Source organism: Streptomyces sp. NPDC050121, assembly GCF_044460385.1.
Lineage (GTDB): Bacteria > Actinomycetota > Actinomycetes > Streptomycetales > Streptomycetaceae > Streptomyces > Streptomyces soliscabiei.
In genome coordinates this window covers 17463-43003 of the sequence record NZ_JBITJV010000007.1, presented here as the reverse complement: position 1 = coordinate 43003, position 25541 = coordinate 17463, and the positions used below count along the sequence as shown (strand labels likewise).

Annotated in this window: 14 protein-coding genes and 1 pseudogene; 11 read left to right on the top strand and 4 right to left on the bottom strand. The window is 71.7% G+C overall.

All coding sequences use genetic code 11. The annotated features are described in order from the left end of the window. Positions 1-153 precede the first annotated feature (153 nt). The 6 genes from ACIBTS_RS12925 to ACIBTS_RS12900 all read left to right on the top strand — a co-directional run bounded on the left by ACIBTS_RS12925 (position 154) and on the right by ACIBTS_RS12900 (position 5382). Entirely contained in the window at positions 154-1485 is a 1332-nt protein-coding gene (locus tag ACIBTS_RS12925; RefSeq protein WP_319676058.1) for an extracellular solute-binding protein, read from the top strand. Next, positions 1482-2456: a carbohydrate ABC transporter permease gene (locus ACIBTS_RS12920; RefSeq protein ID WP_399318940.1), complete on the top strand. Its 975-nt coding sequence runs from the start codon at positions 1482-1484 to the stop codon at positions 2454-2456. Before ACIBTS_RS12925 ends, ACIBTS_RS12920 begins: the two co-directional genes overlap by 4 nt. After that, positions 2453-3358, top strand: coding sequence for a carbohydrate ABC transporter permease (locus tag ACIBTS_RS12915; protein ID WP_399318938.1), 906 nt, complete (start codon positions 2453-2455; stop codon positions 3356-3358). The genes ACIBTS_RS12920 and ACIBTS_RS12915 overlap by 4 nt, the downstream gene beginning before the upstream one ends. Continuing rightward, positions 3355-4389: a LacI family DNA-binding transcriptional regulator gene (locus ACIBTS_RS12910; protein WP_399318936.1), complete on the top strand. Its 1035-nt coding sequence runs from the start codon at positions 3355-3357 to the stop codon at positions 4387-4389. The genes ACIBTS_RS12915 and ACIBTS_RS12910 overlap by 4 nt, the downstream gene beginning before the upstream one ends. Positions 4390-4516: 127 nt before the next feature. After that, the gene (locus ACIBTS_RS12905; protein ID WP_399318935.1) at positions 4517-4864 is read left to right on the top strand and encodes a VOC family protein; all 348 of its coding nucleotides are present in this window, start codon (positions 4517-4519) and stop codon (positions 4862-4864) included. Between the two features lie 113 nt (positions 4865-4977). Then, complete coding sequence (locus ACIBTS_RS12900) at positions 4978-5382, top strand: MarR family transcriptional regulator (protein ID WP_319676054.1); 405 nt, start codon at positions 4978-4980, stop codon at positions 5380-5382. 21 nt (positions 5383-5403) lie between these two features. Here the strand turns inward: ACIBTS_RS12900 and ACIBTS_RS12895 are convergent, their stop codons facing one another. From ACIBTS_RS12895 to ACIBTS_RS12880, 4 genes and pseudogenes are all read right to left on the bottom strand, one after another. Next, entirely contained in the window at positions 5404-6495 is a 1092-nt protein-coding gene (locus ACIBTS_RS12895) for a hypothetical protein (RefSeq protein ID WP_399318933.1), read from the bottom strand. 53 nt (positions 6496-6548) lie between these two features. Then, on the bottom strand, positions 6549-6947 hold the full coding sequence (locus ACIBTS_RS12890; protein ID WP_334582511.1) for an SseB family protein: 399 nt from the start codon (positions 6945-6947) through the stop codon (positions 6549-6551). A gap of 137 nt (positions 6948-7084) precedes the next feature. Next, positions 7085-7375, bottom strand: a pseudogene (locus ACIBTS_RS12885) (cytosine permease); the annotation flags it as partial. A 195-nt stretch (positions 7376-7570) separates the two neighbouring features. Further along, positions 7571-8359, bottom strand: coding sequence for an IclR family transcriptional regulator (locus tag ACIBTS_RS12880; RefSeq protein WP_399318931.1), 789 nt, complete (start codon positions 8357-8359; stop codon positions 7571-7573). 244 nt (positions 8360-8603) lie between these two features. Here ACIBTS_RS12880 and ACIBTS_RS12875 point away from each other — a divergent pair, with 244 nt between their 5' ends. From ACIBTS_RS12875 to ACIBTS_RS12855, 5 genes are all read left to right on the top strand, one after another. After that, the gene (locus ACIBTS_RS12875; RefSeq protein ID WP_399318929.1) at positions 8604-9404 is read left to right on the top strand and encodes an AraC family transcriptional regulator; all 801 of its coding nucleotides are present in this window, start codon (positions 8604-8606) and stop codon (positions 9402-9404) included. A 526-nt stretch (positions 9405-9930) separates the two neighbouring features. Next, positions 9931-10197: an acyl carrier protein gene (locus tag ACIBTS_RS12870; RefSeq protein WP_399318927.1), complete on the top strand. Its 267-nt coding sequence runs from the start codon at positions 9931-9933 to the stop codon at positions 10195-10197. Then, entirely contained in the window at positions 10181-11038 is an 858-nt protein-coding gene (locus tag ACIBTS_RS12865) for a thioesterase domain-containing protein (RefSeq protein WP_399318925.1), read from the top strand. The genes ACIBTS_RS12870 and ACIBTS_RS12865 overlap by 17 nt, the downstream gene beginning before the upstream one ends. 81 nt (positions 11039-11119) lie before the next feature. Further along, complete coding sequence (locus ACIBTS_RS12860; protein ID WP_399318924.1) at positions 11120-18058, top strand: SDR family NAD(P)-dependent oxidoreductase; 6939 nt, start codon at positions 11120-11122, stop codon at positions 18056-18058. Positions 18059-18165: 107 nt separating this feature from the next. Further along, entirely contained in the window at positions 18166-25527 is a 7362-nt protein-coding gene (locus tag ACIBTS_RS12855; protein ID WP_399318922.1) for a beta-ketoacyl synthase N-terminal-like domain-containing protein, read from the top strand. The last annotated feature ends 14 nt before the right edge of the window (positions 25528-25541 follow it).

The window sequence follows — 25541 nt, the reverse complement described above, 5'->3', positions numbered from 1 at the left end:
TCCCGTTTGATCGAACATATGGGAACGTGCACACATCAGTTTGGCGGTGCGGGCCCAACATAACCGCACAGCAACAACCATTGACAAGTGTCCATGATGTTTCTCTACTGTGAACGCTCACAGACACCAGGACCCAGGTCAGGGGAGAGATCCATGCCCAACACGAAGCGTCGGCGGCTCATTGTCAGAGGTGCAGCTTCCGCCATCGCCGTCACGCTCGGCGCCACCGCGCTCGCCGCGTGCGGCTCGTCCGACGACGACAGCAAGGCCGAGTCCGGTCCGGTCTCGCTGACGTACTGGACCTGGACGCCCGGCATGGACAAGGTCGTGGACCTGTGGAACAAGGGCCAGGGCAAGAAGGACCAGATCACCGTCACGGCGAAGAAGCAGGCGTCCGGCGACACGCTGGTCACCAAGATCCTCACCGCGCACAAGGCGGGCAAGGCGCCGGACCTGGTCCAGGCCGAGTACCAGGCGCTGCCGACGCTGGTCAGCAATGACGCGCTGGCGGACATAGCAAAGAACGTCGGCGACGCCAGAGCCAAGTTCGCCGACGGTGTCTGGCAGCAGACGACGCTGGGCACGGACGCCGTCTACGCGGTGCCGCAGGACATCGGCCCGATGATGTTCTACTACCGCGCCGACCTCTTCAAGAAGTACGGCCTGACGGTTCCGCAGACCTGGGAGCAGTTCGCCGAGACGGCCCGCGCGCTGAAGAAGAAGGCGCCGGACCTCGACCTCACCACGTTCTCCGCCAACGACTCCGGTCTCTTCGCGGGCCTCGCCCAGCAGGCCGGTGCCAAGTGGTGGACCACCTCCGGCGACAAGTGGAAGGTCGGCGTCAACGACACGGCCACCAAGAAGGTCGCCGACTTCTGGGGCGGCCTCGTCAAGGAGGGCGCCATCGACAACCAGCCGATGTACACCCCGGCCTGGAACAAGGCGCTCAACACCGGTAAGCAGATCGCCTGGGTCTCCGCCGTGTGGGCGCCGGGCACCCTGACCACGGCCGCGCCCGACACCAAGGGCAAGTGGGCGATGGCCCCGCTCCCCCAGTGGTCGAACGGCGAGAACGTCACCGGCAGCTGGGGCGGCTCCTCCACGGCCGTGACCACGGACTCCAAGCACAAGGAGGCCGCCGCCAAGTTCGCCGCCTGGCTGAACACCGACGGCGACGCCCTGAACGCGCTGGCCAAGGAGAGCGGCATCTACCCGGCCTCCACCTCGGCCCAGCTCAGCGGCGCCTTCACCACCCCGCCGGCCTACTTCTCCAACCAGGCCGACTTCTACACCACCGCCGCCAAGATCGCGAAGACGACGGCGCCGTCGGCCTGGGGCCCGAACGTGAACGTCGCCTACACGACCTTCAAGGACGCGTTCGGCGCCGCCGCGAAGAACAAGTCGGACTTCTCCGCCGCTCTGGACAAGATGCAGTCGGACACCGTCGCCGACATGAAGAAGCAGGGCTTCGAGGTCTCCGAGTGACCACCGCACGCCGGAAGTCGTACGGGGTCAAGGGGGCCCCGTATGCCCACCCGTCTCCCACCACCACCCTCAAACGAGAGCGAAGCGCCCCCTACTTCTTCCTCCTCCCCGCGACGGTCCTCTTCGCCCTGTTCTTCGCGCTGCCCATCGGGTACGCGGTCTGGCTCAGCTTCCACAAGGTGCACGTCTTGGGCCTGGGCCTCGGGTCGGGCGCGCGGAAGGAGGTCTGGGCCGGCATCGAGAACTACACCGACGCCCTCACCGACAGCGAGCTGGTCGACGGCGCGCTGCGGGTCCTCGGTTACGGCTGCATCGTCGTCCCGGTGATGCTGGGCCTGGCGCTGCTGTTCGCGCTGATGCTCGACTCCGACAAGGTGCGCCTCGCGCCCTTCACCCGGCTCGCGATCTTCCTGCCGTACGCCATCCCCGGCGTGGTGGCGGCGCTGCTGTGGGGCTTCCTGTACCTGCCGGACGTCAGCCCCTTCTACTACGTGCTTCAGAAGCTGGGCATGCCGCAGCCGGACCTGCTGGACGGCGGTCCGCTGTACCTCGCCCTGTCGAACATCGCGGTCTGGGGCGGCACCGGCTTCAACATGATCGTCATCTACACCTCGCTGCAGGCCATCCCGGCCGAGGTGTACGAGGCGGCGAAGCTGGACGGCGCCACCCCGCTGCAGATCGCGCTGAGGATCAAGATCCCGATGGTGGCGCCCTCGCTGGTGCTGACCTTCTTCTTCTCGATCATCGCGACACTCCAGGTGTTCAACGAGCCGACCACCCTGAAGCCGCTCACCAACTCCGTGTCCACGACCTGGAGTCCGCTGATGAAGGTGTACCGGGACGCGTTCGGCACCGGTGACATCTACCAGGCGGCCGCCGAGGCCGTGATCATCGCGATCGCCACGCTGGTGCTGTCGTTCGGCTTTCTGCGGGCCGCCAACCGTCGTAACAAGCAGGAGGCAGCACGATGAGTTCTCTTGCCGTACAGAAAGCCCCTTCGGCGGCCGGCGCGACGGGCACGGCGCACAGCCGTCCGCCGCTGCGCAGCCGGATCGCGCTGGTGCCGACGATCACGCTGCTGGTGGGCGCGATCTACTGCCTGCTGCCGGTGGCGTGGGTGGTGATCGCGGCCACCAAGTCGGGCAGTGAGCTGTTCTCCACCTTCACGTTCCTGCCGGGCACCGGCTTCGCCGACAACCTCACGGACCTCAACGCCTACCGTGACGGCATCTACTGGCAGTGGATGGGCAACTCCGCCCTGTACGCGATCCTCGGCGCGCTGCTGTCGACGTGTGTGTCGGCCTTCAGCGGCTACGCGCTGGCGACGTACCGCTTCCGGGGCCGCGAGACGATGTTCAACGTGCTGCTCGCGGGCGTGCTGATGCCGCCGATCATCCTCGCCGTCCCGCAGTACCTGCTGATGGCGAACGCGGACCTCACGGACTCCTACTGGTCCGTGCTGCTGCCGCAGATCCTCTCGCCGTACGGCGTCTACCTCGCGCGCATCTACGCGGCCGCGGCCGTACCGAGCGACGTGGTGGAGGCCGGCCGGATGGACGGGGCGAGCGAGTGGCGGATCTTCACCCGGATCGCGCTGCCGATGATGGTGCCCGGCATGGTGACGGTGTTCCTGTTCCAGTTCGTGGCGATCTGGAACAACTTCCTGCTGCCGTACATCATGCTCAGCGACGACGAGAAGTTCCCGATCACGCTCGGCCTGTTCACGCTCCTCGAACAGGGCGCCAACACCCCGGCGCTCTACACGCTGGTGATCACCGGCGCGTTCCTGGCCGTGTTCCCGCTGGTGGCGCTGTTCCTGATCATTCAGCGCTTCTGGAGCCTGGATCTGCTGTCCGGAGCCGTAAAGTCATGACCATGAACAATGGTGCGGGGGGTCGGCGCAAACCGCCGACCATCCACGACGTGGCGCGCGAGGCAGGAGTCTCACGAGGCACCGTCTCGCGCGTCCTCAACGGCGGGCACTATGTCAGCCCGTCGGCGGCGGAGGCGGTCAACGCCGCGATCCGCAGGACGGGGTACGTCGTGAACCGGCACGCCCGCTCACTGATCACCGGCCGTTCCGACTCCGTGGGCTTCCTGCTGACAGAGCCTCAGGAGCGGTTCTTCGAGGACCCCAACTTCAATGTGCTGCTCAGCGGCTGCACCCAGGCGCTGGCAGCGCACGACATCCCCCTGCTGCTGATGCTCGCGGGCACCAAGGACGAACGGCGGCGCATCACCCGGTACATCACCGCGGGCCATGTCGACGGGGTGCTGCTGGTCTCCAGCCACTCCGGCGACCCGGTCGCGGAGGAGCTGCGGGAGGCGGGGGTGCCCCTCGTGCAGTGCGGCAAGCCGATGGGGCTGCGCTCCAAGGTGAGCTATGTGGCCGCGGACGACCGGGACGGCGCCCGTGACATGGTGCGCCATCTGGTGTCGCTGGGCCGGCGCCGGATCGGCATGGTGAGCGGCCCGCTGGACACACCGGGCGGGGTGGACCGGCTCGCCGGCTACAAGGAGGTGCTCATGGAGGCGGGCCTCGAGGTCGACGAGCGGCTCGTGGTCTCCGGGGACTACAGCCGGGCCAGCGGCAAGGCGGGGGCCGAACGACTCCTCGTGCAGGCCCCGGACATGGATGCCGTGTTCGTCGCCTCCGACCTGATGGCGCGGGGTGCGCTGACAGCGCTGCGCCAGGCGGGGCGCCGGGTTCCCGAGGACGTGTCCGTGGGCGGCTTCGACGACTCCGTCGCGGCGACGGAGGCCGTCCCCGCCCTCACCACGATCCGCCAGCCCTACGACCGCATCAGCGCCGAGATGGTGCGGGTGCTGCTCGCCCAGATAGGCGGCGAGGACCCGGCGGCGGTGATCCTGCCGACGGAGCTGGTGAAGCGGGACTCGACGTGAGCTGACCGCAGCGCTCCGGCGCGTCGGCGGGACGGTCAGGATCGGAGAAGCCGTCCCGCGCTCCCCCGGCCTAGCGTGAGAACACGGACGCGGACACCGCGTACCGCATCTCATTCAGGAGGACGCCATGACTGCCGGCCTGCAGACGATCATCTACCCCGTCAAGGACCTCGACCAGGCGAAGGCCCTGTTCAGCGCACTGCTGGAGGTCGAGCCGTACGCCGACACGCCCTACTACGTCGGCTTCAAGGCCGCCGGGCAGGACGTCGGCCTCGACCCGAACGGACACGCCAAGGGAATGACCGGAGCGGTCCCGTACTGGCACGTCACGGACCTGCGCGACCGGCTCGCCGCGCTGGTGGCGGCGGGCGCGGAGCTGCTGCAGGACGCCCAGGACGTGGGCAACGGCCGGCTCATCGCCTTTGTGAAGGACACGGACGGCAACCTCGTGGGGCTGCTCCAGGACCCGTCGTAGGGCCCGGCGCAGTACCTCGGCGCAGGTCCCTCGCCGGACGCCTCGGAAAAACTGCTTGCACCCGCACTAGTTGCACTGTAAACGAATGCGCGGAACGGTGTTACCGTGCGGGTATGGCAGCGAAGACGGCCGGTGCGGGCCTCGAGGAACGATGGCGGGACATCCTTTCGGTGCACGCGCGCACCATGTGCGAGATCGACCGCGCGCTGCATCCGCACGGCCTCGGTGCGAGCGACTTCGAAGTGCTCGACATCCTCGCCTTGGAGGCGCCCCGCGAGGGCGACCAGTGTCGGGTGCAGAACCTCGTCGGCCGGGTGCATCTCAGCCAGAGCGCGCTGTCCCGCCTCATCGGCCGGCTGGAGAAGGAAGGCCTGGTGGAGCGTTCCGTCTGTGCGGAGGACCGGCGCGGCGTGTATGTCGCCCTCACCCGCAAGGGCCGCAACCTGCACACCGAGGTGCTGCCGCTGCAGCGGGCAGTACTCGACCGGATGCTGGGCGCCGCCCCGGAACAGGGCTAGGGCCCGAGGCGCGCCTGTCCGCTAGACGCTCTTTTCGCCCGGTCTTCGGTCCGCCGGGCGGCGCGGGGGGATCGGGGTCGTCGGGAAGTCCCGGGGGCCCGTCCACAGGGCGGGAACGGCGTCGCAGCGGCGGCAGAGCTCGTAGGCGATCGCCTCGTAGTTGACCCGCCAGCCCTGGAAGTGCGGCCAGGCCTCCTCGGTGCCGCGTTCGGCGCTGAAGCCCGTCGTCTCCAGCATCGCCACCGCCGCCTCGAACTCGACGAAGGTGAGCCGGATCGGGGCGTCCGGGTCGGGGTCGGAGTCGAAGGGGAAGCGCAGGACGCGGGCGATGTCACGCAGGGCGGTGAAGCCGGCGCGCAGGACGAGCCGGGCCTGAGGTGGGGCGCTGCGCGGTGACAGCGCCAGCTGTATGGCCGCCGCGTCCATCACGGCGACCAGTCCGACCAGCCAGCTGCGGTACGGGCGCGGGGAGCGGAACGCCAGCAGCACGGGGTAGGTGGAGTGGCTCTCCCCCATGTCGGCGGCGAGCCGCTCCCAGGACCGGTACAGCTCGGGCAGCGCGGTCTCGGTGTCGACGAGCCACTGCCGGGCCAGGATCTCCGGACCCCAGGCGGGCTCCCCGGCCCGGGACTGCAGCAGCGTGACCTCGAGTTCGCGGCGGTTGTAGGCGGCGTACAGGGTGGGCAGGTAGGCGATCTGCAGGGCGATGACGACCGGTCCGGTGGCCGCGGCGGCGAAGTCGAGCGCCGACAGCCGCAGACGGGCGCCGCCGGCGAAGCCGAGGGTCAGCAGGCTGGATCCGGCCTCGCGGAAGGCGGTGGTCCAGGACAGCGGGGACAGGGCGTAGAGCACCAGCGCGTAGCCGGTCAGGGCGCCGCCGAGCCAGATCGTCAGCATGCCGACCAGCATCAGCGGGGCGAGCCAGGCCTGCAGCTGGTCGATGGTCTCGTAGCCGCGGCGCAGGGCCGCGAGGTGCAGCAGCCGGCGCAGCGTCCACCACAGCCGGTAGACGACCACGGAGTACAGGCCGCGCGGTACGACGAGGGTGCGCAGGATGCTGCCGAGGACCAACGCGAGCACGAGTCCGCCGGCCAGACCGGAGAGCCAGATCATGCGGCCATTGTCGATCAGGCGGGCGGTACGCCCCGTACACCGCCTCCGACGGGTCAGCGGGCGAGCAGGGTGCGGACCCCTTCCGAGGTGAGGGTCAGCGGATGGTCGCCGGCGGCGTCTATGGCGAGGGACAGCTCACCGGTGGGCCACTGCGCGGCGAGCGCGCCGAGGGGCACCAGTCGGTAGCGGGCGACGTCCGGGAGCAGGTCCGCCATCTCGGGTTCGGAGGTGAACACCGGCACGACGGGCGCGCCGCCGGTCTGTTCCAGCACGGGCAGGGCGACCGTGGTCGGGTCGGTGACGTCCTCGTCGGTGGCGTCGTCGGGCACGGGCACCAGGACGTCGCAGTGCGCGAGCGTGTCCAGTGCCGCCGTGTCCTCGGTGTCGCGGGCCAGCGCGTCCAGCGCCAGCGCGGCGGGGTTGTTCGTGCGGTCGTGCGCGGGTGTCTCCATGACAGGCTCCCCTGGTAGCGGCGGTCCGACCTCGCGTACCCGAGGGGCGGGGGATCAATCCCCCTGGTGGGGGCCGAGGAGTCGGGTCGCCGGGGTGCGCAGCAGTTCCGAGACGGTCGTGACGCGCACGCGCGGCCGGTGCCGCCACCCCCGCCGAGGCGGTCGAAGACGGTGGCTGTGGCCATGGCGGCGAGTGCGACTGGGACGGTCTCCCAGCCGACGGTGAGCATCCAGGAGATCGCCGGGGGCAGGCGGTTGCCGCGCAGGCCTTAGGCGGCGCGGCCGAGGACCATGGTGGGCGGGGAGCCGCGGTTGCCGGCGACCGCTATGAAGCCGCGGAGCAGGAACGAGAACACGATGCCGATCACGCCGGCGGCCAGGGCCTGCCGGAAGGAGATGCCGAAGCCCAGCGCGAATGCCCCGTAGCTCCGTAGGTCTCCACCTGGAGCGGTCGCTCCGCCGGTGTGCCGGCTCGGGAGTCCGTCATCGTCGACCTGCCTGTACGGGTGGGTGCGCGGCGGGAGCTTGTCGTCACAGTGCTACTCGTCGGAGTCCCCGCGATCCACGGAGGGGCCGGCCGGGGGTCCACTTGGGGTGGAGTCCCCGGCCCGCCCGGAATCGGCTCAGGCACCGACCTCCGTGATGCGTAATCCCTCGCTGCGCACACACCGCTGGATCATCACGGCGGCGGCGCGCACGGGGGCCGCCACGCGCGCCGGCTGGATCAGGTCGGCGGGGCCCACGACCCCGACGGTGGCGATCACCGTGCCGCGGCTGTCACGAATCGGGACCGCGAGGCCGCTGCGGCCCTCGGTCAGCGTGCTGTGGGCGACGGCGTAGCCCTCCCGGCGGATCTTGGCCAGGCTCTGTTTGAGCTGCTGGGTGCCGGGGGCGAAGCCCGTCGGGGTGCGCGAGGGGGCGGAGCACACCTCGTTCTGCACGGCGCTGCCCGCGTAGGCGAGCAGGACCAGTCCCGCCGCGGTGACGTTCAGCGGCAGCCGGCGGCCCGGTGTGCCGTACGTGCAGGGCGCGTCCGGGTCGTTGGAGACGAACGCCAGGCACACGCTCTCCTTGCCGTCGCGGATGGCGATCGTCGCCGCCGCCGAGGTCTGCCCGTGCAGCGCGACGAGGTGTGGCTGCGCCGTCTCCGCCAAGGAGGAGCAGCGCGGCGCCAGGACGGCCGTCTCCCAAAGGCGCAGGCCGATGCTGTATCCGCCCTCGGCGCACCGTTCGAGGGCGCCCCAGCCGTGCAGCTTGTTGACGATGCGGTGAACGGTGGCGACGGGCAGCCCCGAGCGGCGGCTGAGGTCGCTGAGCGACAGGGTCCGGTTGTCCCGGTCGAAGGCGCCGAGGATGCTGAGCGTCCGGTCCACGACTGAGCGCTCCGGAGTGGCGGAGTGGGGAGTGGTCATCCCGTTCAGAGTCCCTTCAACCTTCAGTTCTGGGGTGCGTGCTGACACGTGCGTGCACAGATACGTGCACACACATGCACCAGGAGTGATCTGGCATCGGGCGACCACCTCTATCATTGAACCCTCAAGTGGCCATTGAAAGGTCGATTCCGGAACGCTCATGGTCGATTTCGCATCGTTACCGATCCCCGTCGTCCCCTACAGACCTGTCTGCCGACCCGGTCTCGGTATCACGGCGACGACCTTGGACGAACTGCTCACGCTCTCCCCACTGCTGACCACGCCGCACCGGCTCGAGTTCCACCAGATCATGCTGGTCAGGCGGGGCACGGGCATCTACACGGTGGACTCCACGGAGTTCGACTGCCGGCCCGGGACGCTGGTGTGGACCCGGCCGAACCAGGTGATCCAGCTCCTCCCCGACGCGTGCATGACCGCCGACGTCATCATGTTCGAAACGGCGTTCCCGCTGCGGATGGGCGCCCACATGCAGATGCTCGACGATGTGCTGCGGCCCTCGCACTGGCAACTCCAGGGCGAGGAACTCGGCATGCTGCAGCGGGTTCTGAGCCTCCTTGAGGAGGAGTTCCACCGGCCCGACCAAGGGCTGGGCGAGGAGTTGCTGAAGCATCTGCTGGCCGTCGTGCTGCTCCACATCGACCAGATGTGCCGCCGGCGCCACGACGCCGGCCTGGCGGTCAGCGGCGACAACGGCGATCTGTTCCTGCGCTTCCGCCAGGAGCTGGACCGCTCCTTCCGCTCCAGCCGGCTGGTCGAGGACTACGCCACCGCCCTCAACTGCAGCACGCGCGCCCTGGCCCGGGCCTGCCGCGAGGTCGCCGGCACCTCCACCAAGGACATCATCGACGCCCGGGTCGCACTGGAAGCGCGCCACCTGCTCGTCCACTCCGACCTGCCGATCAGCGCCATCGCCCGACAGCTCGGATTTTCCGAAGTGACCAACTTCGGCAAGTTCTTCGCACGGCGCGTCCAGATGACGCCGGGTGCCTTCCGACGGGTGGCAAAGGTGGGAAATCGGGCGTAATGCGTCCGTGCCGACCGGCACTTCACCCCCGCTTCACCTATTGCCTTCACAAGTCCCCCACCAGGTCTACGCCCGTAAACCTCGATTTCTTTCCACTCTTCGGAAGAGTGCTTGTTCAAGATTCCGAAAACTGGCAAGACTTGGCCTGCGTGCTTCGGGCGGCCACTCCGAGGCACTCCCCACACCTGCGGACTCGCAGGTCTGCACCATCGAGCACGACCGAACGATCGACGGCTTACTGACGAGTTTTAGTCGCCGCACCCCCACGGCGTTCACCGGAAAGTTTGCGCATAGCTCAAATCCCCGAAATTTAGCCTGGTCCGGACTTTCGACCCCCCGCTTTCACGCCATGTGTGCGTCGTCCCGGTGATAAATCCGGGCGGTCCCCAGCGCACACGCGAGCGGTGAGGCGCCGTCGGCGCGCCGTCCGCCGCCGCCCACCGGACCCACCCCCGTTTGCACCAGCATCCATCCGCCCTCCGGCAATCCCTGTCGGAGGTGTGCCCGAAGGAAGGGACGTCGCATCATGCCCGCAGTCACCGCACCGGAAGCCGAGGGCTGGCTGATCGAGAAGATCGCCCACCGACTCGGCGTGGCGGCCACCGAGGTCTCGCGCGAGGTCTACTTCGACGAGCTGGACCTCGACTCCACCGAAGCCCTCATCCTCGCGGGCGAGTTGGAGAGCTGGCTCGGTTTCGAGCTGAGCACGACGACGCTGTGGTACCACCCGACGGTCAAGGATCTGGCAGCGTACCTGGCCGAGGAGAGCGCTCAGCGTGCGTCCGCCGCGTGAGACAGCGCCGCCGGTCGCCCGGTCGTTCCGGGCCGCCGCGCCCGGTCGGCGCACCGTGTACGTCGTCCACCCCGGCGCGCTGGCGGCCCAGGTGTACCGGGGCCTCGCGAACGCGCTCCCGGAGGGCGACGGGCTGACCGTGCTGGACCTGAGCGCGGTCGCCGAATACGCGGAGGCCGCGCTGACCGGGGGCCGGGCTGCGACCACCGTGGAGGCCCTCGCCGACCGGCTGCTCGTCGCCCTCGGGCCGACCGACGGACCGTACACCCTGGCCGGCTGGTCCTTCGGCGGCACTCTGGCCCTCGCGATGATCCATGCGATGCCCGCCGACCGACGCCCCGAACGCCTGGTACTGCTCGACAGCATCGCCCCGACCGACGAGTACAAGCAGCCCGACGACTCGCTGGAACCCGACCTGCTCCTGGGCTGGTTCGCCATGTATCTGGGCGCGAAGCGGGGCCGCCCCGTCGACCTGCCGCCCGGCCGGCTCACCGGCTGCGGCGTCGACGACGGACTCCCCGTCGTCCTCGACACGGCGGTCGCCTCCGGGGCACTGCTCCCGGACACCCCGCTGCCGGGCCTGCGCAAGCTCTACGACACCTACGTGGACGGGCTGCTGCGCAACAACCGTCTGGTGGCCCCGCACCGAGCCGCCCCCGCTCCGCTCCCGCTCGTGCTGGTCAAGGCCGAGCGGAGCCTGGTTCCGGACGACCCGTACCTCGGCTGGCAGCCGCTCGCCGCGCACGGCCTGACGCTGCACAGCTCGCCCGGCGACCACTACACGATGCTGGGCCGCGCCGACGCCTTCGACGTGATCGTCCCTCTTCTGCACACTGTCTGACTCCTCCACGCGTGTCACCCCCAGGGCCCCGAACCGACCCGGGCTGTCAAAGCCCCGCCGTCCGACCAAGAGAGCCTCGCCGTGAACGCTTCGCACCCTTCTGACCTCGACCGCCGACTCGCGCGGGACCCCATCGCGATCGTCGGTCTGTCCGCGCTGTATCCCAAGTCCCGTGACCTGCACGAGTTCTGGGCGAACGTGGTCTCCGCCGCCGACTGCATCGAGGACGTCCCCGCGACGCACTGGGACGTGTCGGAGCACTACGACCCCGATCCCACCGCGCCCGACAAGACGTACTCCCGGCGCGGCGGCTTCATCCCGACCGTCGACTTCAATCCGCTGGAGTTCGGCCTGCCGCCGAACACCCTCGAAGTCACCGACGTCCTACAGCTGTTGAGCCTGGTCGTGGCCCGCGACGTGCTCAAGGACGCGGGCTCCGACCAGGAGTGGTACGACGCCTCGCGCACCGGTGTGATCCTCGGCGTGACCGGCGCCAACCAGCTCACCCAGCCGCTGTCGAACCGGCTTCAGACCCCCGTCCTCAAGGAGGTCGTCCGCTCCTGCGGGCTCTCCGAGCGGGACGCGGAGGAGATCGCGGAGAAGTTCAAACTGGCCTTCGCGCCCTGGGAGGAGAACTCCTTCCCGGGCATGCTGGGCAACGTCGTCGCCGGCCGGATCGCCAACCGCCTGGACCTGGGCGGCACCAACATGACCATCGACGCCGCCTGCGCGAGCTCGCTGGGCGCGGTGAAGAGCGCGATCAGCGACCTGCTGGAGCGGCGTTCGGACACGATGCTGGTGGGCGGCTGCGACGCCGAGAACACCATCTTCATGTACCTGTGCTTCAGCAAGACGCCCGCCTTCTCCAAGACCGGCGGCATCCGCCCGTTCGACGAGAACGCCGACGGCACCCTCATCGGCGAGGGCATCGGCATGCTGGCCCTGCGCCGGCTGTCGGACGCCGAGCGGGACGGCAACCGGATCTACGCCGTCATCCGCGGCATCGGCTCCTCCAGCGACGGCCGCTTCAAGTCCATCTACGCCCCGCGCAAGGAAGGCCAGATGGCCGCGCTGCGCCGCGCGTACGAGGACGCCGACGTCTCCCCGGACTCCATCGAGCTGTTCGAGGCGCACGGCACGGGGACGGCCGTCGGCGAGGCGACCGAGCTGTCCGCGCTGAGCGCGGTGGTCTCCCAGGACGGCCAGGACCGGCAGTTCGCGGCGGTCGGCAGCGTGAAGTCGCAGATCGGCCACACCAAGGCAGCCGCCGGCGCGGCCGGAATGATCAAGCTGGCGCTCTCCCTGCACCACCGGCTCCTGCCGCCCACGATCAACGTGGAGCGGCCGAACCCGTCGGTGGACTGGGAGAACAGCCCGTTCTACGTCAGCACCCGCACCCGCCCCTGGATCCGCGACCCGCGTCGGCCCCGGCGCCGGGCAGCCGTCTCGGCGTTCGGGTTCGGCGGCACCAACTTCCATGTGGTGATGGAGGAGCACGGGGTCGGGGACGACCTGCAGGTCATGTTCCCTGTGAGCCGGGTTTACGTGTGGCATGCACCTGACATAAATGGTCTGATCAGGGAGCTCGACGAGGGCGCGGAGCCCGCGTCCGCCCCCGCCCCGGCCGGTCACCCCAGGCTCGCGCTCGTCGCCCGCTCCGACGCCGAACTCACCGAACTGCGCGCCCTCGCCCTGGCCGAGCTGCGCACCCGGTCCTCGGCCGACTCCTGGTCGCATCCCAAGGGCGTCTACTTCCGCGCCTGCGACGCACCCCTCGGCAAGGTGGCCGCGCTCTTCGCCGGCCAGGGCAGCCAGTACGTCGAGCCCGGCCGGACGGCGGTGCTGGCGCTGCCCCCGCTGCGGGCGGCCTTCGACGAGGCCAACGCGGCCTTCGGGGAACACGAACGCCCGCTGTCCCGGGTGGCGTTCCCGCCCCCCGCGTTCGACGAGATGACGCGCACCGCCCAGGAGAGCGAGCTGCGCCGCACCGAGTACGCCCAGCCCGCGATCGGCGCCCTGGCGGCCGGCCAGTACCGGTATCTGACCGAACTCGGATTCGACGCCGAGGGTTTCCTCGGGCACAGCTTCGGCGAACTGGCCGCGCTGTGGGCCGCCGGCGCCCTCGACGACGCCACCTACTTCGCGCTGGCCCGGGCCCGCGGCGCCGCGATGGCGCCGCCCGCCGACGCGCCCGCCGGCTTCGACGCCGGCGCCATGGCCGCCGTCACCGCCTCCGAGGAGCGGGTCGCCGAACTGCTCGCCGCACACGACGGGTTGACCGTCTGCAACCGCAACGCCGCGGACCAGATCGTGGTCGGGGGCGCCACCGACGCGGTGGAGCGGTTCGTGGAGGCGGCCGGGGCGGCAGGCGTGCGCGCACTGCGGCTGCCGGTGTCGGCGGCCTTCCACACCCCGTTCGTCGCCCACGCCGTGGAGGCCTTCGGACGCCGGGTTGCCGAGGCGCAGATACATGAGCCCCGACGACCGGTCTACGCCAACTCCCCCGGGGCCGCCTACGGTTCGGACGTCGAGGCCAACCGGCGCACGCTGGTCGAGCAGATCGGCAAGCCGGTCGAGTTCGCCGACCGGGTCGAGGAGATGTACGCGGCCGGGTTCCGTACGTTCGTCGAGTTCGGCCCCAAGGGCGTGCTCACCAAGCTGGTCCGGCGCATCCTCGGCGAGCGCGAGCACTTCGCGGTGCAGCTCGACCCGGGCAGCGGCGCGGACGCGGACCTGACGCTGAAGCGGGCGGTGGCCCAACTGGCCGTGCTGGGCCTGCCGTTGGCCACCGACGACCGCTACACCGCCGAGCCGATGAGCGTCGAACCCGTCAAGGGGATGACCATCCCGCTCAACGGCATCAACCATGTCCCCGAGACGCGGAAGGCGGCGTACCGCGACGCGATCGAGAACGGCTACCGGGTGAGTCCGCCGCCGGGCGGCGCCGACGGGTCGCGGCCGCTCGCGGGCGTGCTCTCGGCGCCCGCCCTCGCACCCTCCGCCCCGCAGCCCGCTGCGGTCCTGCGGCGAGCCGAGGCGCCGTTGCCCGCGCCGGTCGCCGCCGTGACCTCGGGTGCCGTGGCCGGCGCCGTACAGACGGCGCCCGCGGCCGCCCTGCCCGTCCCCGCCGACGTCCTGGAGAGCGAGCCCGTGCACGAAGAACATCCCTCCCCCGCCCCGGCCTCCGCTGCCGCCCCCGCCGACGACCGGCTCTCCGCGCTGATCGCCGATCACCTCGCCCTCCACGACGACTACCTCCAGGGACAGCTCGACAGCGCGCAGCGCATGATGGGGCTGCTCGAGCGCGCCGATGAGCAGGGCCGCGTCGACGCGGTGATCCCGGGCGTGTCCTCGGTCAAGGAACACGGGCTGGCGATCGGGCGCACCCACGTCCGGGCCAACGAGATCCTGCGGGACCTGGCCGCCATGGAGTTGGGGAGCGCGGCTCCGGCAGGCCCGGCGCCTGCCGCTCCGGCCGCTCCGGCCGCCCTGTCCGTGTCCGCGCCCGTGGAGCTGCCCCCGGCCGCGGCCGCTGCTCCCGCGGCCCTTGAGCCGGCCCCCGCCCCGGTGGTCCCGGCGCCTCCCGCCGCGCTTCCCGAGACTCCGCCGGCCCCCGTCGCGGTGAGCCCGCGGGCGTCGGCGCCGGCCGCTCCCGCGCCGTCGCAGGCGCCGTCGGCCGACGGCCCCTCGCAGGACGACGTCGCGGCGGCGCTGCTCGACGTGGTGGCGCAGAAGACCGGCTACCCGGCGGAGATGCTCGAACTCGGCATGGACGTGGAGGCGGACTTGGGCATCGACTCCATCAAACGCGTCGAGATCATGGGCGTCCTCCAGGAACGCTTCCCCAGCCCCACCCCCGTCGGCCCCGAACAGCTCGGCGAACTGCGTACCCTCAGCGAGATCGTCGGCTTCGTGCTGAGCCTCGGCAGCGTGAACCCCCGTACCCCGGCCGCCGCCGTGACCCTCACCGCCCCGGAGCCCGCCCCTGCCGTCAGCACCGAGGACGTCGCCGCCGCCCTCCTCGGCGTCGTGTCGGAGAAGACGGGCTACCCGGCGGACATGCTCGACCTGGGCATGGACGTCGAGGCGGACCTCGGCATCGACTCCATCAAACGCGTCGAGATCATGGGCGTCCTGCAGGAACGCTTCCCGAGTTCCACCCCCGTCGGCCCCGAGCAGCTCGCCGAGCTGCGCACCCTGAACGAGATCGTCGGTTTCGTCCTGGAGCTGCGCGGCCCGGACGCGTCCGCCGCCGGCCCGGCGCAGGTCGTGGCCGCCCCCGCAGCGCACGCCGCCCCGGCGGCCCCGACCGCCACCGTCGACGACGTGTGCGGCGCCCTCCTCGATGTCGTCTCCGCCAAGACGGGCTACCCGGCCGACATGCTCGACCTGAGCATGGACGTCGAGGCGGACCTCGGCATCGACTCCATCAAACGCGTCGAGATCATGGGCGTCCTGCAGGAACGCTTCCCCAGCCCCACCCCCGTCGGCCCCGAACAGCTCGCCGAACTGCGCACCCTGAACGACATCGTCGGCTTCGTCGCGGGACTCTCCGGCCCCGCCGCCGAGCCGCAGAGCGTGCCTCCTACGCTCCAGGCGTCCGAAGCGCCTCGCGCCTCCGATGCGCCCGCGCCCGCCGGAATCGGCCGCGGACAGGCCTCCCTCGTGGCGCTCCCGGCACCGGACCAGCTGGTCGACGCCTATCCGCACGGCGCGGCCGCGCTCGTCGTCGACGACGGCAGTGAGGTGGCGCGGGCCTCGGCGGCCCGGCTCGTCGAGAGCGGATGGCAGGTGCGTGTGCTGCGGCTGCCGGGCGTGCCGCAGCGCGTGAGCGGGGCCGCGGACGTGGCCCTCGGCGGCTGGGGCACCACCGAACTGTCCTCCAGTATCGAGCAGTTGGGCAAGGACGAGATCCATCTCGTGCTCGGCTTCGGGGCCGCGGAGGGCCTCACCTGGGCTGAGGGCGTGCGCCGGCTGGCCCACACCCTCCTGATCGCCCGGCACCTGGTCGGACCGCTCAGCGAGGCGGCGGCGAGCGGCCGGCGCGCCGCGTTCGTCACCGTGACCCGGCTCGACGGCTCCTTCGGACTCGACGGAGTCGCCGAGGACGCGGTGCCCGCCGGCGGCGTCGGCGGACTGGTGAAGACCCTCGCGGTCGAGGCGCCGGAGCTGTTCTGCCGGGCCCTGGACCTGTCCTGCTCGCTCAGCGCCGCCGAGGCCGCCGAACTGGTCCTGGAGGAGGCCTACGACGCGGCGGCCTCGCCGGTCCAGGTCGGCCGCGACGGCGTCCGCCGGGTCGCCCTCACCCTGGGCGACGCGACGCACCCCGCGACTCAGACGGCCGCGGCGGAGCTCACCGAGCAGGATCTCCTGGTGGTCACCGGCGGCGGACGCGGCATCACCGCCGTCTGCGTGGCCGAGCTGGCCCGGCGTCACCGGCCCGGACTGCTCCTGCTGGGCCGTACGCCGCTCGACGACGAACCGGCCTGGGCCACCGGCGTGGCCGAGTCCGGTCTCAAGGCCGCCGCGGCGGGCGAGTTGCACCAGCGTGGGGAGAAGCCCACTCCGAAGCGGGTCGAGCAGCTCTACCGGGCGGTGATTGGCGCCCGGGAGATCCGCGCCACGCTGGCGGAGCTCCGCGCGGCCGGCAGCCAGGCCGAGTACCTGGCGGTGGACATCACCGATCCCGCCGCCACCGCCGCCGCGCTCGCCCCGTACCGGGAGCGGGTCACCGGTCTGGTGCACGGCGCCGGGGTCCTCGCGGACCAGTTGATCGGCAACAAGAAGGCGTCCGAGATCGAGCGGGTCTTCGCGCCCAAGCTGGACGGTCTGCAGGCGGTCACGGCCGCACTGCCCGGCGAGGCCCTGCGGCACGTGGTGCTCTTCTCCTCGGTGGCCGGCTTCTTCGGCAACCGCGGCCAGTCGGACTACGCGATGGCCAACGAGGTGCTCAACGCCTGGGCCGCGTCCTTCAAGCGGCGCCACCCGGCGGCCCGGGTCACCTCGCTCAACTGGGGCGCGTGGGACAGCGGGATGGTCTCGCCCGAGGTGAAGGCCGTCTTCGCCGAGCGCGGTCTGGTCCTGATCCCCTCGGACACCGGCGCCCGGCTGTTCGTCGAGCAGTTCGCGGCCGAGCGCTCGCACGACCTGGTGACCGTGCTCGGTCCCACCACGCCGCTGTCCGAGCGCGAGACGGCGCTGCCGACGGCGCCCGTCACCGTGGAGCGGCCGCTGGCCGGTCTGGAGCACGAGCCCATGGTCGCCGACCATGTGATCGGCGGGGTTCCGGTGCTGCCGGCGGCGATTCCGCTCGGCTGGGCGCTCGCCGCGGTGGAGCGCACGTTCGGCACGACGGCCGCCGTGGTGCGGGACTTCACCGTCTACAAGGGCGTCGTCTTCGACACCGGCCGGCCGGAGCGGTGGCAGCTGACCATGACGCCGGCCGGGGACGCCGTACGGATCGACATCCGCGGCATCGAGCAGGACGGCACCGTACGGCCCCGCTACGGCGCGGTGGTCGTGCCCGGCGCGGAGCCCGTCGCGACCGAGGTCGCCGGGCTGCCCCGGCTGGGCGGCGGCCGGGACGCCTCGGACTTCTACCACGACGGCACCCTGTTCCACGGGCCCGCGCTGCGGGGCGTGCGCCGGGTGCTGACCGAGGAGCGGTCCCGGCTGGTCCTGGAGTGCGACCTGCCCGAACTCCACCCGGCGGCAGGTGCCTTCGACAGTTCCCGGTACGTCCCCGGCACCGCCGACCTGCTGCTGCAGGCCGGTCTGGTGTGGGGCAGCCTCTTCCGTGACGCGGCCGGGCTGCCGCTGTCGGTGGAGGGCGCCGTGCTGCACCGGCGGCTGCCCGACGGCGAGCCCTTCCTGGTCGTGGTGGAGCCCGTCTCCTCCGACGAGACGACGGCCTCCTTCACCATCACCGCCTGCACTCCCGACGGGCAGGTCCTCGCCCGTCTCGACGGGGTCTCGGTGGTCTCCGCTCCCCAGCTCGCGGCCAAGTTCGTCAACGACTGACCGTCCAGGAGCGACAGACGCAGGCGATCGCCGGTCCGCACGGCTCTCCCAGCCGCACCCCCGCACCGTCCGGACCGGCGGTCCCCTCAGAAGGGATCCCAGCTCTCATGAACACCTACGCCATCGTCGGCCTCTCCTGCTTGTTCCCGGGCGCCGCCTCGCCCGCCGGATTCTGGCGGAACCTCCGTGCCGGGGTGGACAGCCGCCGGGAAGGAGGCGAGGAGATCTTCGGCGCGGCGCCGAACGCCCGTGACGCCGACCCGGACCACCCCATCTACTGCCACCAGGGCGGCTTCATCGACGACTTCGCCTTCGACCCGGCCGGCTATCTCATCGCCCCCGACCGGCTGGCCCGGCTCGACCGGCTCTTCCACTGGTCGCTCCATGTGGCCCGGGAGGCGCTGCGCGACTCCGGTCACGCCGACCGGCCCGAGGTGCTGGCCAGGACCGGCCTGATCCTCGGCAACTACTCCCTGCCCACCCCCGTCTCGGCCGAGGGGAGCGTGCCGCTGTTCCAGGAAGCGGTGCTGGCGGGTCTGCGCCAGGCCGGGCTGCCCGCGCTGGACGGGCTGGCGGGCCCCGAGGCGCTCGTCGACCGCAGCGCCCTGCTTCCGGAGAACGCCCGCGTCAGCGGATCGCCCGCCGGGGTGGCGGCCGCCGCCCTCGGCCTCGGCGGCCCCCGGTACGCCCTCGACGCCGCCTGCGCCTCCGCCCTGTACGCGCTGAAGCTGGCCTGCCATCACCTGGACACCGGGCGCGTCGACCTGGTGCTCGCGGGCGGTGTCTGCGCCCCGGACCCGCGCCTGCTGCACGTGTCCTTCTCGGATCTGCACGCATACCCGGAGGACGGGTTCAGTCAGCCCTTCGACACCCGTTCCGGCGGCATCGTCACCAGTCAGGGCGCCGGCATGCTCGCGGTGAAACGGCTGGCGGACGCGGTGCGCGACGGCGACCGGATCCACGCCGTGGTGGACGGCGTCGGCCTGTCCAATGACGGCAGCGGCCGTCATCTCCTCGTCCCGCAGGCGGCCGGCCAGCTCCAGGCCTACGAACTCGCCTACGCGCAGGCCGGGTTCGACCCGGCCGAGATCGACTACGTGGAGTGCCACGCCACCGGAACCCCGGTCGGCGACAGCACCGAGGCCGAGTCCGTGAGCGCCTTCTTCGGCGACCGGGGACGGGTGCCCCTGATCGGCTCCGTCAAGGGAAACATCGGGCATCTGCTCACCGCCGCAGGTCTCGCGGGCCTGCTCAAGGTCGTACTCGCCATGGGCGAGGGCCACATCCCGCCCACCATCGGCGTCGAGCAGCCCGTCACCTCCAAGGACGGCCGGGTCGGCGCCGACGTCCTGGTGCGGACCGGGCGGGAGTGGCCGCAGGGAGCCGGGCCGCGCCGGGCCGGGGTGTCCGCCTTCGGCTTCGGCGGCGCCAACGCGCACGCCGTGCTCTCCGCGCCCGCCGAGCGGCCGGAGGCGGCGGACGGTCCGCCGGTGACCGCCCCCGACCTCGACATCATCGGGCTCGGCGCCCACTTCGGCTCCTTCGAGTCGCTGGAGGCCTTCGAGGGTTCCGTCCACGACGGCGCCGACGCCTTCCGCGACCTGCCCGAGCGGCGCTGGCGCGGCCTGGAGCAGACCCCCGGCGGTTCCCTGGACCGGGCCGGTACGGGACCGGACCCGCTGCCGGTCGGCGGCTTCGTGGACGGGGTCGGCATCGACCCGCTGGACCTCCGGATCCCCCCGGCCGACCTGCGGATGTACAACCTCCAGCAGGCACTGGTGGTGAAGGTGGCCGACGAGGCGCTGCGTGACGCGGGGTTCAGCCGGGCGCCCGCCGAGGGGCAGTCGGCGCCCCCGCCGCGGCGGATCGCCGTCGTGGTGAACATGGAGATCGAGCCCTACACCCACGCCAGGATCGCCCGCTACGGCCTCGGCGACTTCCTGCGCCGTGAGTTCGAGCGGGCCGGCCTCGACCTGACCGAGGAGCAGCGGGCCGCGCTGGCCGCGCTGTCCCGGGAGGCGGTGGCCGACACCGTGAGCACCAACGAGGTGCTCAGCTTCATCGGCAACGTGATGGCCAGCAAGATCTCCTCGCTGTGGAATCTGACCGGCCCGTCCTTCACCGTCTCCGCGCATGCCGCGGGCACGGTCGAGGCGCTGGAGATCGCCCGGCTGCTGCTGCTCGACCCGGGCATCGAAGCCGTCCTGGTCGGCGCGGTCGACCTGGCGGGCTCCGCCGAGCAGTCCCTGCTGCGTCCCGGGGCGGTCGCCGAGGCCGGGCTGTCCTTCGGCGAGGGCGTCCCGGGGCGGCGGATCGGCGACGGCGCGGGCGCCGTGGTGGTCACCCGCCCCGGCGCCGGCGGCCGGGTCTACGCCCGGCTCGACGGTCTGGCCCTGCGCCACGCCATGCCCGTCGACGGCGCCGTGCCGGAGGCCGCCGTGGAGCCGATGGCCGAGGCCGTCGAGGCCGCCCTCGCGGAGGCCGGGGTGACCGCGGCCGACATCGGCTACCTGGAGGCGCACGCGGGCGGATCCGCCGAGCAGGACCGGGCCGAACTCGACGCCCTGGCCCGCGTCTACCCGGCCGGCGCCGGCAGTACGGCCCTGGGGAGCGCCAAGGCGCAGCTCGGCGACACCGGCTGCGCGGCCGCCATGGCCGGCCTGATCCGCACGGTGCTCTGCCTGCATCACGGCTATCTGCCCGGCGTCCCCGGCTGGAGCCGGCCCGCGGCGGAACTCACCGACGTCTTCGCCGCGTCGGCGCTCTATGTCCCGGAGTACTCCCGGCCGTGGCTGCGGGCGCACGGCGAGGACCGCCGGTACGCGGCGGTCGACGTCATCGGAGCCGACGGCGCCCACGGTCATCTGGTGCTGTCCGCCGACGCCACCAGGGGCCGCACGGTGACGGCCGACTGGCGGCGGGCCGGCGGCCCGGTTGTGCTGCCGCTGTCCGCCGGCACGGTGGACGGGCTGCTGGACTCGGTCGAGCAGCACCGGAAACTGCTGGCCGAGGGCGCCGATCCCGGTGCACTGGCCCGGACGGCCGCCGCCGCGCTGCCGGGCGGGGCGCTGCGCGCCGTGCTCGTCGGCGGAGACGGGGCCGAGCTCGCCCACCAGGTGGAGCTGGCGGCCCGCGGTCTGCCCGCCGCGCTCGCGCGCGGCGAGGAGTGGGCCACGCCGGCCGGGTCGTTCGCCACGGGCCGCCCGATCGGCCCGCAGGGAAAGGTGGCGCTGGTCTATCCGGGCGCCTTCAACTCCTACCCCGGCCTCGGGCGGGACTTCTTCCGCGCCTTCCCCGGGCTGCTGGACCGGTTCGAGGCCCGCACCGACGAACCCGCCCGGCTGCTGCGCGAGCGTCTGCTGTACCCGCGGACGCAGACCGCTTCCGGACGGCGCGAACTGATGGAGCACGAGTCGGCGCTCGGCGACGACATCCCGTTCATGCTCGCCACCGGCACCAGCTTCGCCATCCTGTACACCGAGTTGGTCCGTGAGGTCCTCGGCGTCCCCGTCCAGGGCGGGTTCGGCTACAGCCTGGGCGAGTCCAGCATGCTGTTCGCCACCGGCGGCTGGCTGTCCGAGGGCCGTCGCGACAACCTGATCAGCGATACGCCGATCTTCCGCGACCGTCTGTGCGGTCCGCGCCGCACGGTGCGTGAGCTGTGGGGACTGCCGGAGGACATCCCGGACCAGGAGGTGTGGGGCAGCCATGTGCTGCTGGCCGACGCGGAGACGGTGCGCGAGGCGCTCACCCGGTACGACCGGGTGTTCCTCACGCATGTCAACACGCCCGGCGAACTGGTGATCGCTGGCGATCCCGCCCAGTGCCGCGCCCTCATCAAGGACGTGGGCTGCCCGGCGGCCCGCTCCCCGGTCAACGCCGTGATGCACGCCCCCGCCGTGGACGCCGAACTCGACGGTCTGGCCGGCCTGAACGACTACCCGACCGGCTCCCTCGGCGATCTGGAGCTGTTCAGCGCCTACGACTACCAGGCGCTGCCCGGCCTGGACCGCAAGCGGATCTCCCGGCGGATCGCGCACACCCTGCGGTCCACGATCGACTTCCCCCGTCTGGTGCGCACCGCCTACGACGCCGGTTACCGCTACTTCATCGAGGTCGGCCCCAGCGCGACCTGCTCCCGCTGGGTGCGGGACACACTGGGCGACGCGGCGCACGTGGCCGTGCCCGTGGACCGGCGGGGCAGCTCCGCCGCCAGGTCGGTGGCCCAGCTGGTGGCCCGGCTGGTCGGTCACGGTCTGCCCGTCGACCTGGCCGCGCTGCTCGGCCCCGAGCCGGCCGCGGCGCCGGGCCGCCGGCAGGTCCGGGTGGGCGGAGGCGAGCCCATTCCGGCCCGGGTCGCCCGCGGGGCCAGGGAACTGGCCTCGCTCGCCGTGCGGTCCGCGGCACCGGTCCCCGCCGCACGGTCCGCCGCACCAGCGGCATCCGCCGGGTCCACGACGGCAGCCGCCTCGTCCCTACCCGGCCTGTCCGGCCTGCCCGAAGCCCCGGCCGGGCCTGCCGTACCGCCCGTCTCTCCTGTTCCTGTTCCTGTTCCGTTGGAGGAGCCAGCGCCCATGCCCGCTGACCCGACGCTCGCCGACCCCGAGACCCTCACCTTCGACGGTGACCCGATCGCGTTCCTGCCCTGGGCGCCGCAGGAGCCCGCCACCCCGGCCGACCGCCCCTCGGCCCCGTCCCGCCGGGCGCCCCGGCCCCAGCCGGCCGCGGCGCCCGGCACGACGACGACCGCGGACGTCATCCGTGAACTGCGCGAGCAGATCGTCACCACGCACTCGGTGGTCATGGAGACCCAGCGGGTCCTCCAGCAGGCCACCCTCAGCCGCGCCGAGGCCCTGCTCGACGCGGGAGGCACCCCGACGGCCCAGGCGGCCCCGGCCGCCTCGCCCGTACGACGTCCGGCCATCGGGCCCGCCGCGGCCACCCCCGCCGCCCTTCCGGCCCCGCCCGCCGCCCTTCCGGCCCCGCCCGTCCCCGCGCCCAAGGCCCTCGCCCCGGCGCCGCAGCCCCCCGCTCCCCCGGTCAGGACCGGCGACGAGATCTGGGACGAGGCCGACCTCCTGGAGTTCGCGACCGGCTCCATCGCCAAGGTCTTCGGCGAGAAGTTCGCGCCCATCGACGGCTACGGCAAACGCGTGCGTCTCCCGGCGCCCCCGTACCACTTCGTCACCCGGGTCACGGCCCTCAAGGGCGAGACCGGTGTCTTCGAGCCCGCGACGATCACCACCGAGTACGACGTGCCGGAGGATGCCTGGTACGCGGTGGACGGCGGTGTGCCGCCCGCGGTGACCGTCGAGGCCGGACAGTGCGACCTGCTCCTGGTCAGCTACCTCGGCATCGATTTCAAGAACCGCGGCGACCGCGTCTACCGTCTGCTCGACAGCTCCCTGATCTTCCACGGCGACCTGCCCCGCACCGGACAGACCCTCCGCTACGACATCTCCATCGACCGCTTCGTCCACAACGGCGACACCACGCTCTTCTTCTTCAGCTACCTCTGCTACGCCGACGGCGAGCTGATCCTCGAACTCAAGGACGCCTGCGCCGGCTTCTTCAGCGAAGCGGAGCTGGCCACGCCGCTGGGCGTCGTGATGACAGCGAAGGAGAAGGCCGCACGCGCCGCGCTCACCAGGACGTCGTTCAAGCCGCTGGCCTACACCGACCACAACCACCTCACCCGGGCCGACCTGGAACTGCTCGCGCAGGGCCGCCCCGGTGACGTCTTCGGTCCGGACCACGCCCAGGACCCGGGCGTCAACCCGTCGCTGCGCCTCCCGCACGAGATGCTGCGCATGATCGACGAGGTCACCGTCGACCGCACCGGCGGACCGCGCGGCATCGGAAGGATCAGCGCGACCAAGCAACTGCAGCCGGATGCCTGGTACTTCACCTGCCACTTCCCCGACGACCCGGTGCTCGCCGGGTCCCTGGTCGCCGAGGGAGCGGTCCAGCTGCTCCAGATCTACCTGCTGCACCAGGGCATGCACCTCACCCTGCCCGACGCCCGGTTCCAGACCGTGACCGACCGGCGGATCGACGTCCAGGTGCGCGGTCAGATCACCCCGCGCGACCGGGAGATCCGCTACGAGATCGAGGTCATGGAGCTGACCCTGCTGCCCCGGCCCACCGTGGTCGCCGACGTCCTCATCTACCTGGGCGACAAGCCGGTCGTCCGGATGAAGAACCTGGGCCTGAAGATCCAGGAGAAGGAGGGCACGCCGTACCGGCCGGAGACCGGCGGGGTGCCGCGGTTCCTCGGCCGCCGCAACCGCGACGGCGAGCCGGCGATGATCAACGAGCTGCATCTGGCGCACGCGGCCAAGGGGCAGCTGGACATGGCGATGGGCCCCGAGTTCGAGGTCTACCGCACGCGCCGGGCGCCCTACATCCCCAACGGGGACTTCCAGTTCGTCGACCGGGTCATGTCCCTCACCGGCACCCGCGGCGATCTGCGCCCCGGAGCGGAGATGGTGACCGAGTACGACTCGCCGGCCGACGCCTGGTACTACCTGCACAACTCCCACCCGCACATGCCCAACTGCGTGTACATGGAGTCCTCGCTCCAGGCGGCCATCTTCCTCGGCTACTACCTCGGCGCCACCCTCAAGCAGCCGCAGGAGGAGTACGCCATCCGCAACCTCGACGGCCGCGCCACGCTCGTCAAGGACGTGGACCTGCGGGGCAAGACCATCCGCCACCACTCCCGGCTGCTGATGACGAGCGCGGTCTCCGGGGCCGTACTGCAGAACTTCTCCTACGAACTGTCCGCCGACGGCGAGGTCTTCTACACCGGCGAGTCGCTCTTCGGCTACTTCAGCGACGACGCGCTGGCCAACCAGGTGGGCCTGGACAGCGGCACGTACGTCGCACCGTGGCTCGAACAGGAGCGGGAGCACGGCCGGTTGGCCGACGACCGGGTGCGCCGGATCGAACTGCCCTCGGACGCCCCGGTGTTCACCGATCCCGCGCTGGGCCGGCTGCGGCTGCCCGGCGGCCACTTCCAGCTCGTGGACCGTGTCGACCTGGTCGAGGACGGGGGCCGGCACGGCGCCGGCTATCTGACCGGCTACCGGGAGATCCGCCCCGACGAGTGGTACTTCGACTGCCACTTCCACCGTGACCCGGTGATGCCCGGCTCGCTCGGCGTCGAGGCGGTGCTCCAGGCGATGCGGCTGTTCGTGCTGGAGCGCGGTCTCGCCGAGGGCGTCGAGCGCCCGCGCTTCGCCATGGCGACCGACGTGGAGATGAAGTGGAAGTACCGGGGTCAGATCCTGCGCGACGACCGGGAGCTCCGCTTCGACGTGCACATCAAGGAGGTCCGCCGGGAGGCGGACCGGGTGCTGCTGATCGCCGACGCCGACCTGTGGAAGCCCGGCCTGCGGATCTACGAACTCACCGATGTGGCGATCGAGGTGCGCTCCTGCGCCGACGACTCCGCCGCCGAGGCCTGACCGGACGCCCGTCC